The organism is Streptomyces sp. JJ66 (assembly GCF_019303495.1).
Classification (GTDB): Bacteria; Actinomycetota; Actinomycetes; order Streptomycetales; family Streptomycetaceae; genus Streptomyces.
Genome location: NZ_JAEVFI010000044.1, coordinates 1 through 15,123, shown reverse-complemented (window position 1 = coordinate 15,123; position 15,123 = coordinate 1). Strand labels below are relative to the sequence as shown.

General features: G+C 73.4%; 11 protein-coding genes. 10 read left to right on the top strand and 1 reads right to left on the bottom strand.

Annotation, left to right across the window (positions count from 1 at the left end):
- Positions 1-360: 360 nt before the first annotated feature.
- Both pepN and JJV70_RS21550 read left to right on the top strand, forming a co-directional pair.
- Entirely contained in the window at positions 361-2,907 is a 2,547-nt protein-coding gene (pepN, locus tag JJV70_RS21555; protein ID WP_219049710.1) for an aminopeptidase N, read from the top strand.
- A 70-nt stretch (positions 2,908-2,977) separates the two neighbouring features.
- Positions 2,978-3,820 (top strand): (2Fe-2S)-binding protein, encoded by an 843-nt coding sequence (locus JJV70_RS21550; protein WP_219049709.1) that lies wholly within the window; start codon positions 2,978-2,980, stop codon positions 3,818-3,820.
- 164 nt (positions 3,821-3,984) lie between these two features.
- On the opposite strand, the gene JJV70_RS21545 is transcribed toward JJV70_RS21550, so the two are convergent.
- Entirely contained in the window at positions 3,985-4,998 is a 1,014-nt protein-coding gene (locus JJV70_RS21545; protein ID WP_219049708.1) for an ABC transporter substrate-binding protein, read from the bottom strand.
- A 168-nt stretch (positions 4,999-5,166) separates the two neighbouring features.
- On the opposite strand from JJV70_RS21545, the gene JJV70_RS21540 reads away from it, so the two are divergent.
- The 8 genes from JJV70_RS21540 (at position 5,167) to JJV70_RS21505 (ending at position 15,109) form a co-directional block, all read left to right on the top strand.
- On the top strand, positions 5,167-6,135 hold the full coding sequence (locus tag JJV70_RS21540; protein WP_308294949.1) for an iron ABC transporter permease: 969 nt from the start codon (positions 5,167-5,169) through the stop codon (positions 6,133-6,135).
- 53 nt (positions 6,136-6,188) lie between these two features.
- Positions 6,189-7,253, top strand: coding sequence for an iron chelate uptake ABC transporter family permease subunit (locus JJV70_RS21535; protein ID WP_219049706.1), 1,065 nt, complete (start codon positions 6,189-6,191; stop codon positions 7,251-7,253).
- Positions 7,253-8,131 carry an ABC transporter ATP-binding protein gene (locus tag JJV70_RS21530; RefSeq protein ID WP_219049705.1) on the top strand — a complete coding sequence of 293 codons (879 nt, stop codon included), beginning with the start codon at positions 7,253-7,255 and terminating at the stop codon, positions 8,129-8,131. Before JJV70_RS21535 ends, JJV70_RS21530 begins: the two co-directional genes overlap by 1 nt.
- A gap of 267 nt (positions 8,132-8,398) precedes the next feature.
- The gene (locus JJV70_RS21525) at positions 8,399-9,940 is read left to right on the top strand and encodes a pyridoxal-dependent decarboxylase (RefSeq protein WP_219049704.1); all 1,542 of its coding nucleotides are present in this window, start codon (positions 8,399-8,401) and stop codon (positions 9,938-9,940) included.
- An 84-nt stretch (positions 9,941-10,024) separates the two neighbouring features.
- Positions 10,025-10,612 carry a hypothetical protein gene (locus JJV70_RS21520; RefSeq protein WP_219049703.1) on the top strand — a complete coding sequence of 196 codons (588 nt, stop codon included), beginning with the start codon at positions 10,025-10,027 and terminating at the stop codon, positions 10,610-10,612.
- A gap of 57 nt (positions 10,613-10,669) precedes the next feature.
- A complete protein-coding gene (locus tag JJV70_RS21515; protein ID WP_219049702.1) occupies positions 10,670-11,932 on the top strand; it encodes an alanine racemase in 1,263 nt (420 codons plus the stop codon).
- A 22-nt stretch (positions 11,933-11,954) separates the two neighbouring features.
- Positions 11,955-13,727: an IucA/IucC family siderophore biosynthesis protein gene (locus JJV70_RS23325; protein WP_219049701.1), complete on the top strand. Its 1,773-nt coding sequence runs from the start codon at positions 11,955-11,957 to the stop codon at positions 13,725-13,727.
- A complete protein-coding gene (locus JJV70_RS21505) occupies positions 13,724-15,109 on the top strand; it encodes a lysine N(6)-hydroxylase/L-ornithine N(5)-oxygenase family protein (RefSeq protein ID WP_219049700.1) in 1,386 nt (461 codons plus the stop codon). The genes JJV70_RS23325 and JJV70_RS21505 overlap by 4 nt, the downstream gene beginning before the upstream one ends.
- The last annotated feature ends 14 nt before the right edge of the window (positions 15,110-15,123 follow it).

Below are 15,123 nucleotides of genomic sequence, written 5' to 3'. Positions count from 1 at the left end.
CGTTCGAGAAGCGCATCGGCGGGAGGGTCGCGGTGCGGGGCTGGTGCGACTGCCTGTGCCACGAGTTACAGGGCGAGCACGCCTGACGTTGGTTGCGCTGAACGGGGCGCAGGATAGCGCGGCCGGGCTGGTGGGAGCCGCAGCCTCCGCGTTCGCGGAGAAGCGGAGCGGACGCCCCGCCCCGGTGCTGAACGGGCCGTTCCCACCAGCTGGTGACGGCCCCGCCCGGGAACTCGGGGTGCGGACGCTGGCGGCAGGAGGCGGCGGGCGATGACGCGGGCGCGCCCAGCGACCGGTGCCCGTGCCCCGCGTAGCCGGGGAACGCGGCACGGTCGGGGCGGCATGCGGCACGATGGGCGCATGTCCCCACTGACGCGCGACGAAGCGCACGCCCGAGCCGCCCTGCTGGACGTCCACCGCTACACCATCGACCTCGACCTCACCCGGGGCGAGGAGGTGTTCGGGTCCACCACCACCGTGCGCTTCACCACCCGCGAGGCGGGGGACACCTTCGCCGAGGTGCGTCCCGTCACGCTGCACCGCGCCGAGCTGGACGGACAGCCGCTGCCCGAGCAGGCGTACGCCGACGGGCGCCTGGCGCTCACCGGGCTCACCCCGGGGGAGCACGAGCTGCGCGTCAGCGCCGACATGCCGTACTCGCACACCGGCGAGGGCATGCACCGCTTCACCGACCCGGCCGACGGACGCGTCTACCTCTACACCATGTGCTGCCAGTCGGACGCGCCGCTGGTCTTCGCCTGCTTCGACCAGCCCGACCTCAAGGCCGAGTTCGCCGTCACGGTCACCGCGCCCACGGAGTGGACCGTGCTCGGCAACGGCGTCACCACCCGGGACGCGGCCCACCCCACCCGCTGGCAGTGCGCGACGACGCCGCCGATCAGCACCTACCTCATGGCCGTCGCCGCCGGGCCCTACCACTCGGTGCGCACCGAGCACGCGGGTCTGCCGTTCGGGCTGCACGTGCGCCAGTCACTGGCCGAGCACCTGGACGCCGACGCCGAGGAGCTGTTCGACATCACCCGGCGGTGCTTCGACCGCTACCACGAGATCTTCGACGAGCCCTACCCGTTCGACTCCTACGACCAGGCGTTCGTGCCCGAGTTCAACTCCGGCGCCATGGAGAACCCGGGCCTGGTCACCTTCCGGGACGAGTTCGTCTTCCGCTCCGCCGTCACCGACGGCCAGCGCCTCACGCGCGGCATGGTCATCGCCCACGAGATGGCCCACATGTGGTTCGGCGACCTGGTCACCCTGCGCTGGTGGGACGACATCTGGCTGAACGAGTCCTTCGCCGAGTACATGGGCTATCAGGTGCTCGCCGAGTCCACCCGCTGGAGCGACACCTGGACGGACTTCGCCATCGCCCGCAAGTCCTGGGGCTACGACGCCGACCAGCGCCCCTCCACCCACCCCGTCGCGCCCGACCCCGAGGCCGTGCCCGACACCGCGTCCGCCCGGCTGAACTTCGACGGCATCTCCTACGCCAAGGGCGCCTCCGCGCTGCGCCAGCTCGTCACCTGGCTCGGCCGCGACGCCTTCCTCGCCGGCATCAACGCCCACTTCGCCGCCCACCGCTTCGCCAACGCCACCCTCGCCGACTTCCTCGACTCCCTGGCGGGCGCCTCCGACCAGGACGTGCACGGCTGGGCCCGGCACTGGCTGCGCACCACCGGCGTGGACACCCTCACCCCGCGGATCACGGTCGGCACCGAAGCGGGCGGCACCGGCGCCGTCCAGCTGGCGATCCGGCACGAGGGCACCCGGCCGCACCGGGTGCGCGTGGGCCTGTACGACCGGGCCGAGGCCGAACCGGGCCAGCTGGTGCCGCGCCCCGCCGTGCACGCCGACGTGCCGCAGGAACCGTGCACCATCACGCTCACCGTGCCCGGGCCGCGTCCCGACCTCGTCCTCCTCAACGACGGTGACCTCACCTACGCCAAGGTCCGGCTCGATCCCGCCTCCTGGGAGACCGTCAGCGCCGCGCTGTCCGGGCTGCCCCACGCGCTGTCCCGCGCGGTGGTGTGGAACGCCGCCCGCGACATGGTGCGCGACGGCGAACTGGCCCCGGCCGCCTACCTGGAGACCGTCCGCGCCCACCTGCCCCACGAGACGGACGGCGCCATCACGCAGACCGTCCTCGCCTTCGCCCGCACCGAGATCGCCGACCGGCTGCTGCCCGCCGCCGCCCGGCCCGGCGCGCTCGCCACACTCCAGGCCGTGTGCCGCGAACTGCTCGACAAGACCGGCGAGGGCGCCGACCCCGGCTTGCGGCTGACGGCGGTGCGGGCCGCGATCGCCTGCGCCACCGACGCCGCCGAACCGGCCCGCTGGCTGGCCGCCGACACCGTGCCCGGCGGCCCGGCGCTCGACCCGGAGCTGCGCTGGCGCCTGCTGCACCGGCTCGCGGTGCTCGGCGCCGTCGGCGAGGCCGAGATCGGTGCGGAGGCGGCCCGCGACACCAGCGCCACCGGCCGGGAGGGCGCCGCCCGCTGCCGCGCCGCGCTGCCCACGCCGCAGGCCAAGGCCGCCGCCTGGGACGCGCTGTTCAGCCCGGCCGACGAGCTGTCCAACTACCTGTTCGCCGCGACCGCGCAGGGCTTTTGGCCCGCCGAACACGCTGAGCTGGTCCGGCCCTACGCCGAGCGGTACTTTGCCGCCGCCGTCGAACTGGCCGCCCGGCGCGGGCCCTCCCTCGCCCACTTCGCCGCCGTGGACGCCTTTCCGCGCGTGCTGGCCGAGCCCGCCGTGCTGGAGCTGGGGGAGCGGTGCCTGGCGCGCCCGGACGTGCTGCCCGCTCTGCGCCGGCCGCTCGCCGACCAGCTGGACGACCTGCGGCGCGCGCTGCGCGTGCGGGAGCGGGCCGCCGGGGGCGCGGTGGCCGGATAACCGGGCTGTTCCCGGGCACCCCTATGGCCCTAAGGTGAGGCTTACCTGACCGTTGGGAGAAGGGGTGCCCGTGTCCACCACCACCGCCGCACCGCCGTCCGTGCCGGGCGCGCTCTCTGGCTCCGGCGCGCCGACCGGCCCGGGCGCGCCGTCCGGTTTCGATGCGCTCGTGGCCGAGGTGTACGCGCGCTTCGGCGCGGGCTTCCCGCTGCTGCGGATCACCACCACACCGGTGGCGGGGGAGGGGTGGCTGACCGGGCAGGCACTCGCACAGGACGCCGCGCTCCGCGAGCAGCTGGTGTCCCGGCAGGGTGAGCGGATGCGGGCGGCGAAGGGCGCCGCACCGCGCCGTGACGTGGCGGCACTGGAGGTTCTGCACCAGTACGCGTTCATCGCCTCCCTGGCCATGAGCGCACCGTGGTACCTGGAACAGCGCGTGCCACAGCTGGCGCCGGGCGGCGTCGGCTACCACGAGGGGCGCGGTCTGCTGACGCTCGCCCCGCACGCGGTGAGCTGCCTGCCAGGCGATCCGGCCGCCTCGGTACCCGGGGTGCGGGTGGTCCCCGACGCGCAGGCCCTGCGCGCGGAGCTGCGGTCCGCCGTCGCCGCACACCTGGCGCCGGTGCTGGCGGCGTTCGGGCCGCTGCTGCGGCGCGGGCCGCGCGGGCTGTGGGGCGTGGCGACGGACGAACTGGCCGACGGCCTGGGGTATCTGGGCGATCTCCTGGGCGACCGCGCGGGGGCAGCGGCGGCGGCGAATCTGCTGCTGCCGGGCGATACGCCGCCGTTCGCCGGGGCGGCGGGTTTCCCGCTCACCGACGGCGACGCGGGCTGCCGGACGCGGCTCAACTGTTGCCTGTACTACACGTTTGAGGGGCAGCCGCTGTGTGCGGGGTGCCCGCGCCAGCGGTGAGGCGGCCCCACCCCCGCCCTGTCACCGTTTCCCGGGCGTCAAGCCTCGTTTGCCGGCGCCGGGCTTTCCCGGCTATTGCGGGGAGACGGCCCAGGACGGGCTCAACCGGGTTGAGCCCGTCCTGCGTTCCGGCGGGGCCAGGGGCCTGCCGCCAGCGGCGAGGGTTACGCGCGGGCCTGGTCCACGCCGTAGGTGTCGGCGACGTCGTCCAAGACCGAGTTCGCGCCGTAGAGGCCGACGGCGATCATCCAGGTGATGTCACTCACCTCGTGAATGTCGCCCTCCAGCTCGCCCCACAGCGGGTTGGACATGTACGTGTCCTTGCTCTTCTCCGAGGCACCCGCGGGGTCGGGGTAGGCGCTGACGAAGATGTCGTCGGCGTCGATCTTGGCGATCTGCTCCTCGGAGATGTCGGCGTTGAAGCCGGTGCCCTGGGCGTCCTTCGGCTTGTCGAAGCCGAGGTCGTTCATGATGACACCGATGTAGGTGTCCTCCTTGTACAGGCGGGTGGGGCCGTCCACGAAGCGCACCACGGAGACGGTCGGGTTGCCGCCCTCCTGCTCGCGCACGGCGTCACCGATCGCGGTGGCGCGGCCCTCGAAGGCGGTGATCTTCTCCTTGGCGAGGTCTTCCTTGCCCAGGGCCTCACCGGTCAGGCGCAGGTTGTCCTTCCAGGTCGCGCCGGTGTCCTCGGAGAACACGGTCGGGGCGATCTGGGAAAGCTGCTGGTAGAGCTTTTCGTGCCGGACCTTCGCGGACAGGATGACGTCCGGCTTCAGGGCGGTGATCTTCTCCAGGCTCGGCTCGTCGAGCGTGCCGACCTCCTGGGCCTCGCCGCCGTACTTCTTGGCGTCCTCGCCGAAGTGCGGGGAAAGCTTCTCCTCGGGGCCGGTCAGTGTGGTGTAACCGACGACCTCGGTCTGAAGGGCCAGCGTCGCGTCCACGAACGTCATGTCGAGGGCGACGACCCGCTGGGGCGCCTTCTTGATCTCCGTCTCGCCCATGGCGTGCTCGACGGTACGGGGGAAGGCCGCGTCGGAGGCGGCCGGGGACGTGTCGCCCTTGTCGTCCGTATCCTGGTCCGATCCGCTGGAGCAGGCGGCGGTGGCGAACAGGCCGAGGGCGACGGTGACGGCGCCGACAGAACGGCCGATGCGAGTGAGCCAACGGGCTCTCATCAGGGGGTCCCTTCGTTCACGGGGGGTGCGCTGTAAGGATAGGCTCGCCTAACCTACAACATGGTGCCGGCGAAGGAGATCGTGATCGAAGCGCTATCTGCGCCACCGCGGACCAGGCGGCGAGGCCCGTTCGCGGCAGGGCGGGACGGACGACGCTGGGCAGGGCTGGTGGTCCTGCTCGGCCTGCTGTGCCTCGCCGTGCTGGCCTCCATCGCGTTCGGGTCCAAGGCGCTGACCCTGGGTCAGGTGTGGCACGGGCTGTGGAGCCCGGCGGGGGCCGAGGCCGACATCATCGTCGGCTCGCTGCGGCTGCCGCGCACCGTGCTCGCCCTCGTCGCCGGGATCGCGCTCGGCGTCGCGGGCGCGCTGATGCAAGGTCACACCCGCAACCCCATCGCCGACCCGGTGATCCTCGGGCTGAGCGCGGGCGCGGGCATGTGGGTCGTGGGCGCGGTGTTCCTGCTGGGCATCACCAGCCTCTACGGCTACGTGTGGTTCGCCTTCGCCGGCGCGCTGATGGCCGCGCTGCTGGTGCACACCGTCGGCTCCCTGGCTCGCGGCGGCGCGACGCCGGTGACGCTCGCGCTCGCCGGGGCCGCCGCGCACGCGCTGTTCACCGCGCTGACCGCCGGCATGGTCATCTTCGACCGGCAGGCGCTGGACACCTACCGCTTCTGGATGGTCGGCGCCGTCAATGGCCGCCCGCTGGACTTCACCGTGCAACTGCTGCCGTTCATCGTCGCCGGACTGCTGCTCGCCGCCTTTAACGCGCCCGGCCTGAACGCGCTCTCCCTCGGTGAGGACGTCGCCCGCGGCCTCGGCGTACGGCTCGGGGTGACGCGCACCGTCGGCATGGCCGCCATCACCCTGCTCACCGGCGCGGCCGTCGCCGCCTGCGGGCCGATCGGGTTCGTCGGACTCGTCGCCACCCACATCGCGCGCTACTTCACCGGCCCCGACTACCGCTGGACCCTCGCCTACGCCGGGCTGCTCGGCGGCTCGCTGGTCCTGCTGGCCGACGTGCTGGGCCGCGTGGTGGCCCGGCCCGGCGAACTGCAAGTGGGCATCATGCTGGCGCTCATCGGGGCGCCGGTGTTCATCTACCTCGTCCGCCGCGCGAAGCCGGTGCGGCTGTGACCGCGCCCACAGCCACGGGCGCGGCGGCCCGCACAGAAACGGAAGGCAGTCAGGTGTCCCGCGTACCCGGCCGCACCCCCGTGCGCCTGGGCGGCGTCTCGGCGGTGTGGCGCCCGCGCACCGTCCTCGTGCCGCTGGTCATGGCCGCCGCGCTGATCGCCGCCGTCGTCGCCAGCACCGCACGCGGCGACGTCGCGCTCAGCCCCGGCGAGGTCCTCACCGCACTCTTCGGCGGCGGTACGGACACCGCACAGCTGGTGGTGTGGGAGCTGCGGCTGCCGCGCGCCGTGGTGGGCCTGCTGGTCGGCGGCTCACTCGGGCTGGCCGGGGCGATCTTGCAGGGCATCGCCCGCAACCCGCTGGCCAGCCCCGACATTCTGGGCATCACCGCGGGCGCGGGCGTGGGCGCGGTGAGCGTCATCGTCTTCGGCGGCGCCTACGGCTCCGTCAGCGGAGTGATGGCCGACATCGGCGTGCCCGGCGCGGCCGTGCTGGGCGCGCTGCTGGCCGCGCTCGCCGTCTACCTGCTCGCGGTGCGGCGCGGCATCAGCGGCTACCGGGTGCTGCTGGTCGGCGTCGGCGTCAACGCCGCGCTCACCTCCGTGCTGTCCTGGCTGCTGGTCAAGGCCGACATTGTGGACGCCGGACGGGCGCTGATCTGGCTCAACGGGAGCCTGAACGCCGCCAACTGGAGCATCGCCGCCCCGGCGGGCTGGGCGCTGGTGGTCCTGCTGCCCGCCGCGCTCATGCTCTCCTTCCAGTTCGGCGCGCTCGCCTTCGACGAGGACACCGCGCGCGGCCTGGGCGTGCGGATGACCGGCTCGCGCGTCGCGCTGCTGCTGACCGCCGTGCTGCTCGCCGCCACCGCGACCGCCGCCGCCGGTCCCATCACCTTCGTCGCGCTGGCCAGCCCGCAACTGGCGCTGCGGCTGCTGCGCACCGGGCAGCCGCCGCTGCTGGCGTCCGCGCTGCTGGGCGCCACCGTCACCGTGTGGGCCGACGTCCTCGGCCGCACCGCGTTCGGCGACATCGAGCTGCCCGTCGGCATCCTCACCGCCGCGCTGGGCGCCCCCTACCTGCTGTACCTGCTCGTCCGCAGTGGAAAGGCCCGCACCTGATGACGCACACCGCACCCGCCTCCGCAGGGGCCGCCCAGACCGGGGCCGAGACCGGCCACCCCGCCGGTACCCGCCCGGCCGTGCGGCTGCGCGCGCAGCGGCTGACCCTGGGTTACGGCGAGCGCGCCGTCGTCCACGAGCTGGACCTGGACATCCCCGACGGCACGGTCACCGCCGTCATCGGCCCCAACGGCTGCGGCAAGTCCACGCTGCTGCGCGCTTTCGGACGGCTGATGAAACCGCGCGGCGGGCAGGTGCTGCTGGACGGACAGCCCGTCCACCGGCTGCCGACGCGGGCGGTCGCGGCGAAGGTCGGGCTGCTGCCGCAGTCGCCGATCGCGCCGGAGGGGCTCAGCGTCGCCGACCTGGTGGCGCGCGGGCGGCACCCGCACCAGAGCTGGTACCGGCGCTGGTCCGCGCACGACGAGGAGGTGGTGGCGCGGGCGCTGCGCGCGACGGGCACCTACGAGCTGGCCGAACGCACCCTGGACGAACTCTCCGGCGGCCAGCGGCAGCGGGCGTGGATCGCGATGGCGCTGGCCCAGGACACCGAGCTTTTGCTGCTGGACGAACCCACCAACCACCTCGACCTCGCCCACCAGATCGAGGTGCTGGACCTGGTGCGCGACCTGCACCAGGACACCGGCCGCACCGTCGTGCTCGTGCTGCACGACCTGTCGCTGGCCGCCCGCTACGCCGACCGGCTCGTCGCCATGAAGGACGGCCGCGTCGCCGCCAGCGGCACCCCGGGCGAGGTGCTGACGGAGGAACTGCTGCGCGAGGTGTTCGGGCTGCGGGCCCGGGTGCGGCGGGACGAGGAGACCGGGGCGCCGCTGGTCGTTCCGCTCAGCCGCCACCAGCAGGCCACGGCGCGCTGAACGCGTCCGACCGGCGCCCGGTCCCGCCCGCCGCGCTCAGTGGGCGCAGGGCGAGGGGGCGCGTGAGGGGTGTGCGGGCGTAACCCGTGCGGACAACCGGCGTTCCACAGCACGGAGTCGGACGTGCGGCTGGTGCCGTGTTCCGGGAGCCCCCGTACCGAGCACATTAAAGGTTAGGCTAACCTAAGTTTGGTCTGGGCCGTGTGACGCGGCCACCGCCCCGTGCACGGACGCCGCCGCCACCCTCACCGACGTGGAGCACGCCGCATGAGCCACCACCCCGACACCGCCGTCGCCGCCGGACCCGGCGACCCGCGCGCCCTGCGCGCCCTGACCGCCGTCGCCCTCGACGCGCTCGCCGACGGCGCCGCCGCACGCGGGGGACCGCTGCCCGCCGGCGGCCCCGACGCCGTCACCACCCGCACCCGGCAGCTCATCCACCCCGTGCTGCCCGCCGAAGGCGTCGGCGCCCACGACGCCCTCTACGACACCGTGCGCGCCACCGCGCAGGGCGCCGCCGACCCCGGCGAGACGCACTGCGTCGCGCACCTGCACTGCCCGCCGCTGGCCGTCGCCGCCGCCGCCGACCTCGCCGCGTCCGCCCTCAACCCGTCCATGGACTCCTGGGACCAGGCCCCGGCCGCCGCCGTCGTGGAAGAAGAGGTCACCGGCGCGCTCGCCCGGCTCGTCTTCCCCGCCGAAGCCCGCCCCGACGCGCTCATCACCAGCGGCGGCACCGAATCCAACCTCGTCGCCCTGCTCCTGGGCCGCGAACGCGCCACAGCCCGCGGCCCGTTGCAGGTGCTGTGCGGCGCGAACGCCCACCACAGCGTGCACCGCGCCGCGTGGATGCTCGGCCTGCCCGCCCCGCGCGCGATCCCCTGCCCCGACGGCCGCATGGACCCCGCCGCGCTGGACACCGCGCTCGCCGAACTCACCGAAGCCAGCGAAGGCACCACCCGCGCCCTGGTCGTCGCCACCGCGGGCACCACCGACGAAGGTCTCATCGACCCGCTGCCCGAACTCGCCCGCGTCGCCCGCCTGCACGGCGCCGAATTCCACGTTGACGCCGCCTACGGCGGGCCGCTGCTGTTCTCCGACACCCTCGCCCCACAGCTGCGCGGCATCGAACACGCCGACTCCGTCACCTTCGACCTGCACAAGCTCGGCTGGCAGCCCGTCGCCGCCGGAGTCCTGGCCGTGCCCGACACCACCGCGCTGAACGCGCTCTCGCTGCGCGCCGACTACCTCAACGCCGACGACGACACCGAGGCCGGACTGCCCGACCTGCTCGGCCGCTCCGTGCGGACCTCCCGCCGCCCGGACGCGCTGAAGATCGCCGTCACCCTGCGCGCCCTGGGCCGCGCCGGACTCGGCCGCACCGTCGAACACTGCGTGCACACCGCCCGCCGCTTCGCCCACGCCATCGACGCCCACCCGCTGCTGCGCCGCCGCCCCGGCGACATCGGCATCTCCACCGTGCTGTTCCGGCCGCTGGCCGCCGACCGGCTCCCGCGCGAAGCGGGCGACCACCTCGTCGCCGCCATCCGCCGCGACCTCCTGCACGACGGACGCGCCGTGCTCGGCCGGGCCAAGGCCCCCGACGCCGACGGCACCGGGCGGCTGTGGCTCAAGGCGACGCTGCTGCACCCGCAGACCGCCGCCGCCGACCTCGACGAACTGCTGAAACTCGTCACCGACCACGCCGAACTCGCCACCTCCCCGGGCACCTCCCCCGGCACCTCTCCGGGCACCGTGGTGCCGCTCCCAGCACAGGCCCGGTTGGAAAGCACCGCCCACGTCAATTAACTTAGGCTCACCTAACTCACCGTGTCCGTGGGTCCCGCGCGCCGCGCGCCCACGGCACCGTGCCGAGCCGCCCCGGGAGGAACCATGAGCGTCACCACCGCCGATGCGTCCAGATCCATAGCCGACCAGCTCCCCGCCGACGTCCGCATCACCCACCACACCGGCGCCGACATCATCGCCGACCCCCACCCCTGGGCCCGCGCCTACGAAGAGGTCTACTCCCACGCCATCGACCTCGCCGACCACTGCGACCCGCCCATCACCGAACGCCTCACCCGGCACGCCACCCGACCCGGCTTCTCCCTGGTCGCCGCCCACGCCGGGGACACCCTCGCCGGATACCTCTACGGCTACACGCTGCCCACCGACAGCCTCTGGTGGGAGGGCCTGACCCCCGACCCGGGACCCGACTTCGTCCGCGAACACCCCGGCCGCACCGTCGGACTGTGCGAACTGCTCGTCACCCGCCCCTACCGGCGCACCCGCATCGCCCTCGCGCTGCACGCCGCGTTCCTCGCCCACCGCACCGAGGAACGCGCCGCCGCCCTCATCGCCGACGGCAACGACGTCATGCTGGACCGGTACGCCAAATACGGGTTCCACAAGGTCGGCACCGTCGAGCCCTACCCCGGCTGGCGCCGCCACACCATGGTCGTCGGACCACTGCGCTAACACCCGGCCCCGGCCCCCTCCCACCTCCCCACCCCTTCAACACCTAGGCGAACCACCGTGTCCATCGAGCTTCCGCCCTCCGCCGCGCACCGCGCCGCCTACCCGCTCACCCGGCTCCCCGAGCGCGTCACCACCCGGCTCACGGAACTCGCCCGCGACCGCGCCCCCCTGGCGGCCTACCTCTACGACCCGGCCACCGCCGCCACCCGCGCCCGCGAGCTGCGCACCGCCCTGCCGCAGTGGGCGGCCGTCTACTACGCCGTCAAAGCCAACGCCCACCCGCAGGTGCTGGCCGCACTAGCCGAAGAAGTCGCCGGATTCGAGGTCGCCTCCCGCAGCGAACTGGCCCTCGCCCGCACCGCGCTGACCACCCCGGCCGGGGCGGGCACCGGGAGCGGGCCGCTGCCCGTGCTCGCGGCCGGCCCGGCGAAAACCGTCGCCGTCCTCACCGACCTGATCGCCGCCGGCGCCGAAACCATCAACGCCGAATCCCTGCTGGAACTGCGCCGCATCAGCCGCATCGCACAAGAGCTCGGCACCACCGCCCGCGTCGCCCTGCGCGTCAACCCCGCCCACATCCCCATCACCGGCTCCCTCACCATGGGCGGCGTCCCCTCCGCCTTCGGCGTACCCGAACCCGACGTCCCCGACGTCCTGGCCGCCGCCCGCACCCTCCCCGCACTCGACCTCACCGGCTTCCACATCCACGCCGCCTCCGGCAACCTCGACGCCGACACCCACGCCGCCTACGTCCGCTGGTGCGTGCGCTGGGCCACCGACACCGCCGCCGCCTGCGGCATCGACCTGCGCCACATCGACACCGGCGGCGGCATCGGCGTCGCCTTCGAAGACGAAAAACCCTTCGACACCGCCCGCTTCGGCGAACTCATCGCCGACACCCCCCCACCCCCCGGCGCCCGCGTCATCCTCGAACCCGGCCGCTACCTCGTCGCCGACTGCGGCTGGTACGCCGCCGAAGTCACCGACCTCAAAAACTCCTACGGCCACTGGTACGCCATGCTGCGCGGCGGCATCAACCACTTCCAGCTCCCCACCTCCTGGGCCATCGTCCACAACATCACCGTGCTGCCCACCGAGAACTGGAACGACGCCGACGGACCCCGCCCCACCGCCGAAGACGCCCCCCTGACCGTCGTCGGCGAACTGTGCACCCCCGAGGACACCCTGCTGCGCGACATCCACGTCAGCCGCATCCGCGCCGGAGACCTCGTCGTCTTCCCCAACGCCGGCTCCTACGGCTGGGAATTCGCCATGCCCCACTTCCTCGGGCACCCCCCAGCCGAACGCCACGTGCTGTGACACACCCCAAGGAGCAGCTCCCATGACCGCCCCCAGCCCCGACCCACTGGACCACCCCGACCCCCGGCAAGCAGCCGACCACGCCGCCACCGAAACCCTGCTACGCGCCTACGTCCGCGAAACCGGCACCCCCGTACCCCCCACCGGACAGCCCCTCCACCTCACCCTGCCCGCCACCGGCCTCACCCTCACCGTGCCCGTCCGCCACCACTCACCCACCGGCTGGCACCGCTTCGGCCCCGCCACCCTGGCCGCGCCCGCCGGAGAAACGGCACCCCCCGCCGACACCGCGCTCGTAGCCGCCGCCACCCTCCGCGAAACCACCCTCGGCCGCGGCCAGCCCCCCCACCTGGGCGCCGACGCCGCCGCCCGCGTCCTCACCTCCGCCCACCGCACCGCCGCCCACCTCACCGCCCGCCGCGCCGAACCCCCCGGCACCACCGCACCCACCCCCTTCCTCGACGCCGAACAAGCCCTCCTCCTCGGCCACCCCTTCCACCCCGCACCCAAAAGCCGCGAAGAAGCCACCCACACCGAACTCGACACCTACTCACCCGAACTGCGCGGCTCCTTCCCCCTCCACTGGTTCGCCGCCCACCCCGACATCGTCACCGGCGAAACCCTCACCGGCACCCACCCCGCCGACCACCTCCACCCCTACACCCGCGACCTGCCCCTGCCCCCCGGCACCCTCCCCCTGCCCGCCCACCCCTGGCAGGCCCGCGACATCCTCACCCGCCCCGCCGTCCGCGCCCTCATCGACGCCGGACTCCTCCACCCCCTCGGCCCCCACGGCGACCCCTGGCACCCCACCTCCTCCCTGCGCACCGTCCACCGCCCCGACGCCGCCCACCAGCTCAAACTCTCCCTGGGCATGCGCATCACCAACTCCCGGCGCAACAACCTGCGCGCCGAAATGCGCCTCGGCGTCCGCGCCGCCCGCCTCCTCAACGCCGGACCCGGCGCCTGGCTCACCGCCCACCACCCCACCTTCACCATCCTGCGCGACCCCGCCTGGATCACCGCCGGCCACCCCGACGACGACACCGAAACCGGCCTCGAAACCGCCCTGCGCGACAACCCCTTCCACGGCAGCGAAACCGACGCCCTGTGCGTCGCCGGACTCCTGGCCGAACGCACCGGACCCGGCGACGGCACCGCCCCCACCCACCGCGCCGCCCTCGCCGCCGCCGTCCACCGCACCGCCACCACCCACACCCTCACCACCGCCCAAGCCGCCAACCTCTGGCTCACCCACTACCTCCACCACCTCGCCACCCCCCTCATCGCCCTCCACGCCCACCACGGCATCGCCCTCGAACCCCACCACCAAAACACCCTGATCACCCTCGGCCCCGACGGCCTGCCCCGCGCCGGCTGGTACCGCGACAGCCAGGGCTACTACCTCACCGCCACCCACGCCGACCACGCCGAAACCCTCCTCCCCGGCATCACCCACGAAACCGGCCTCGTCTTCGACGACACCTTCGTCAACGAACGCGTCGCCTACTACCTCGGCATCAACAACCTCCTCGGCCTCATCGGCGCCATGGGCGCACTCCACCTCGCCGACGAAACCGACCTCCTGGCCACCCTCCACACCCACCTCACCCACCTGCGCACCACCCACCCCGGCGCCCAAGACCTCCTCGACCTCCTCCTGGACGCCCCCACCCTGCGCTGCAAAGGCAACTACCTCACCTGCGCCGACGGCCTCGACGAACTCGTCGGCGACGTCCACACCCAGTCCATCTACATCGACCTGCCCAACCCCATCGCGGAGGCCAAGCCGTGAACACCCCCCACCCCACCCACGACCTCATCGGCATCGGCATCGGCCCCTTCAACCTCTCCCTAGCCGCACTCGCCGACAGCGTCCCCGGCCTCCGCACCCTCTTCCTCGACGCCAAACCCGCCTTCTCCTGGCACCCCGGCCTGCTCATGGAAGGCACCACCCTCCAAGTGCCCTTCCTCGCCGACCTCGCCACCATGGCCGACCCCACCAGCCCCTGGACCTACCTCAACTACCTGCGCCACCACCAGCGCATGTTCCCCTTCTTCTTCTCCGAGCGGTTCCTCATCCCCCGCCGCGAATACGACCACTACTGCCGCTGGGCAGCCGACAACCTCCCCAACACCCGCTTCGGCGCCCACGTCACCGCCCTGCACTGGGACGAAACCGCCGACGCCTTCGCCGTCACCCACCGCACCACCGACGGCACCACCCACACCCACCACGCCCGAAACGTCGTCCTGGGCACCGGCACCCAGCCCACCCTGCCCCACGCCCTCACCCCCCTGGCCACCGACACCCACCACGGCCGCATCCTGCACAGCGCCGACTACCGCACCCACCGCACCACCCTCGCCCAACTCGACGACGTCACCGTCATCGGCGCCGGCCAATCCGGCGGCGAAGTCACCCTCGACCTCCTACGCACCCAAGACGGAGGCGGCCACGGCGGACCCCACGTCCGCTGGCTCGCCCGCACCCCCGCCTTCGCCCCCATGGAGTACTCCAAGATCGGCCTAGAGCACTTCACCCCCGACTACACCGACTACTTCCGCAACCTCCCCGACACCACCCGAGACCACCTCATCAGCCAGCAATGGCAACTCTACAAAGGCATCAGCGCCACCACCCTCGCCGACATCCACGACGAACTCTACGAACGCACCATCGGCGGCACCCGCCCCCGCGCCGACCTCCACCCCGGAGTCGAAATCACCGCCGCCCACCCCGAAAACAACGGCTACCGCCTCACCTGCCACCACCGCCAGCAAAACACCGAATTCACCCTCCACACCCAAGCCATCGTCGCCGCCACCGGCTACACCCCCCAACGCCCCGCCCTCCTCGACCCCCTGCTCGACCTCATCGACCTCGACCCCCGCGGCCGCTACCAGATCGACGCCCACTACCGCGTCGCCCTCGACCCCCGCATCACCGGCACCCTCTACGTCCAAAACGCCGAAATGCACACCCACGGCGTCGGCGCTCCCGACCTCACCCTCGGCGCCTGGCGCGCCGCCACCATCCTCAACGCCGCCACCGGCCGCACCGTCCTGCCCGTACCCCACCGCACCGCCTGGACCACCTTCGGCGCCCCCACCCACCAACCCGACCAGCCCACCCACCCCACCCCCCACACCCACACCGCCGGAACCCCCCAGTGACCCCCGCCCACCCC

Coding starts and splice junctions, on each gene's coding strand:
- pepN (WP_219049710.1), top strand. CDS start 361: ATGTCCCCACTGACGCGCGACGAAGCGCACGCCCGAGCCGCCCTGCTG.
- JJV70_RS21530 (WP_219049705.1), top strand. CDS start 7,253: ATGACGCACACCGCACCCGCCTCCGCAGGGGCCGCCCAGACCGGGGCC.
- JJV70_RS21520 (WP_219049703.1), top strand. CDS start 10,025: ATGAGCGTCACCACCGCCGATGCGTCCAGATCCATAGCCGACCAGCTC.
- JJV70_RS21525 (WP_219049704.1), top strand. CDS start 8,399: ATGAGCCACCACCCCGACACCGCCGTCGCCGCCGGACCCGGCGACCCG.
- JJV70_RS23325 (WP_219049701.1), top strand. CDS start 11,955: ATGACCGCCCCCAGCCCCGACCCACTGGACCACCCCGACCCCCGGCAA.
- JJV70_RS21545 (WP_219049708.1), bottom strand. CDS start 4,998: ATGAGAGCCCGTTGGCTCACTCGCATCGGCCGTTCTGTCGGCGCCGTC.